2 protein-coding genes and 1 pseudogene are annotated in these 2532 nt (G+C 60.9%); all 3 read right to left on the bottom strand.

The window, feature by feature from the left end; all coding sequences use genetic code 11:
• Positions 1-143: 143 nt before the first annotated feature.
• Positions 144-707: pseudogene (locus DBO86_RS24925) on the bottom strand (Tn3 family transposase); the annotation flags it as partial.
• Positions 676-1794, bottom strand: a complete 1119-nt coding sequence (gene gldA / locus DBO86_RS24920; RefSeq protein WP_108235166.1) for a bifunctional L-1,2-propanediol dehydrogenase/glycerol dehydrogenase — start codon at positions 1792-1794, stop codon at positions 676-678. The pseudogene DBO86_RS24925 and the gene gldA, both read right to left, overlap by 32 nt.
• A gap of 172 nt (positions 1795-1966) precedes the next feature.
• A partial coding sequence (locus tag DBO86_RS24915; RefSeq protein WP_146173233.1) for a Tn3 family transposase occupies positions 1967-2532 on the bottom strand: 566 nt, incomplete at its 5' end.

Raw genomic sequence — 2532 nt, 5'->3', positions numbered from 1 at the left:
GGGGTCTCCTCGTTTTCAGTGCAATAAGTGACGGTACGAAAAGCTAGCACTGGCGCGGAGGTGGTGTTGGTAGATCGTTGATTTCATTGACTTTCCTGTTCACTTTCAAATCTGCGATTCGTGGCGTCAAACCGTGGTCGGTTTCATCCATTGGTGCCAGTTATCGATGCATTTGGCCGCGAAGGCAGGATTTGGTCAGCATAGCGGTCAACCGGGAAGCGAAACACACCCCGCAAGTTGATGCTCTCCAGCCTGGTGGGCGCAATCTTCCCGATCAGTTCCGGTGGAATGACCTGGCGGCGGTTCGACCAGCGATCCAGGACCGCCTGCATCTGTGAGGTATTCCACGCCATCACGATGTTGGCCATCAGGCTCAACGCATCGGCCACAGCCTGCATTTCATCGACACGTTTGGCCTGCGCCGGGCTGATCCGGCCGGTATAAATGGCGCGCTTGAGGGCGTTAACAGCCTCGCCCCGATTGAGCACCCGGCGCAACTCGTTCCTGAAAGCGTCCTTGACAAAGTAGTCAGCCAAAAACGCCGTACGCAGCAACCGCCCCAATTGCACGCCAGCCTCATAGATTGGATCGCCCTGGGCGGCAGAACCGAACCGCGCAAGAGCTGCCACCGCACTGGCATGTCCGCTCATGACCGAGGCTGCCAGGTGCACCAGACTATCCCAATGCTTTTCGATCAAAGCGACGTCGAAAATGCTGCCCCAGCTGGTCCGCCACCAGCAACGCGCCATAGACCTGCTCCACCGTCACGCCGCCGGGCATGTTGTGGATGGTCTCGCCAGGGGCGCAGGCCAGCTCGGCCACGGCGCGCATCTTGGCGGGGATGTCTTCGGTAATGTCCAGCTGCGCCAGCGTGACGGGCAGGCCCACGGCGTGGCACAGCGACATCACTTCCTGCATTTCCGCGTTGGAGGCGTTTTCCAGCGCCAGTTGCACCAGCACGCCAAACGCCACTTTTTCGCCGTGATAGAAGTGGTGGGTTTCAGCCACGGCGGTCAGGCCGTTGTGCACGGCGTGGGCGGCGGCCACGCCACCGCTTTCAAAGCCCACCCCGCTCAGGTAGGTGTTGGCCTCGACGATGCGCTCCAGCGCCGGCGTCACCACCTGGGCCTGCACGGCCAACATGGCTTTTTCACCCTCTTCCAGCAAGGTGTCGTAGCAGAACCTGGCCAGGTTCAGTGCGGTCTGCGTGGCCGGGCCGCCTGCCATGGTGGCCGCGCTGCTGCGCGATGCGGCACGCGCCTCGAACCAGGTGGCCAGGGCATCACCAATGCCGGCCGCCAGCAGCCGCGCCGGTGCACGGGCGACAATGGCGGTGTCCACCACCACCAGGGCGGGGTTGGTGGGCAGCATCAGATAGCGGTCGAATTCGCCGTCATCGGTGTAGAGCACCGACAGCGCGCTGCAGGGCGCGTCGGTGGAGGCGATAGTGGGCGCCACGGCCACGGGCACTTTCTGGAAAAAAGCCACGGCCTTGGCGGTGTCCAGCGTCTTGCCGCCACCAATGCCGACGATGGCGCTGCGCCCGTTTTGCGTGGTCAGTTGGCACAGGCGATCGACCTCGCCTTGCGAGCATTCGCCGTTGAAGGCGACGATGTCCATGGCCAGCCCGGCCTTGCTGAGGCTTTGGCGGATGGTGTCTTCGGCAAAGCCCAGCACGAACTTGTCGGCAATCACCAGCCAGCTGTCCGCCAGCGGCTTGAGGTAGTCCCCCAGCCGTTGCAGTGCATCGGCCCCTTGTACATATTTGCCGGGCGATTGAATGACGCGGTCCATGGGAACTCCTTCTTGAAATTGCACATTATGGGGTCTCCTCGTTTTCAGTGCAATAAGTGACGGTACGAAAAGCTAGCACTGGCGCGGAGGTGGTGTTGGTAGATCGTTGATTTCATTGACTTTCCTGTTCACTTTCAAATCTGCGATTCGTGGCGTCAAACCGTGGTCGGTTTCATCCATTGGTGCCAGTTATCGATGCATTTGGCCGCGAAGGCAGGATTTGGTCAGCATAGCGGTCAACCGGGAAGCGAAACACACCCCGCAAGTTGATGCTCTCCAGCCTGGTGGGCGCAATCTTCCCGATCAGTTCCGGTGGAATGACCTGGCGGCGGTTCGACCAGCGATCCAGGACCGCCTGCATCTGTGAGGTATTCCACGCCATCACGATGTTGGCCATCAGGCTCAACGCATCGGCCACAGCCTGCATTTCATCGACACGTTTGGCCTGCGCCGGGCTGATCCGGCCGGTATAAATGGCGCGCTTGAGGGCGTTAACAGCCTCGCCCCGATTGAGCACCCGGCGCAACTCGTTCCTGAAAGCGTCCTTGACAAAGTAGTCAGCCAAAAACGCCGTACGCAGCAACCGCCCCAATTGCACGCCAGCCTCATAGATTGGATCGCCCTGGGCGGCAGAACCGAACCGCGCAAGAGCTGCCACCGCACTGGCATGTCCGCTCATGACCGAGGCTGCCAGGTGCACCAGACTATCCCAATGCTTTTCGATCAAAGCGACGTCGA

It is taken from the genome of Ectopseudomonas oleovorans (assembly GCF_003052605.1).
Lineage (GTDB): Bacteria > Pseudomonadota > Gammaproteobacteria > Pseudomonadales > Pseudomonadaceae > Aquipseudomonas > Aquipseudomonas oleovorans_A.
Note: the sequence above shows the minus strand (reverse complement) of the source record. Positions and strands in the feature narration are given on the sequence as shown.

Coding starts and splice junctions, on each gene's coding strand:
- gldA (WP_108235166.1), bottom strand. CDS start 1,794: ATGGACCGCGTCATTCAATCGCCCGGCAAATATGTACAAGGGGCCGAT.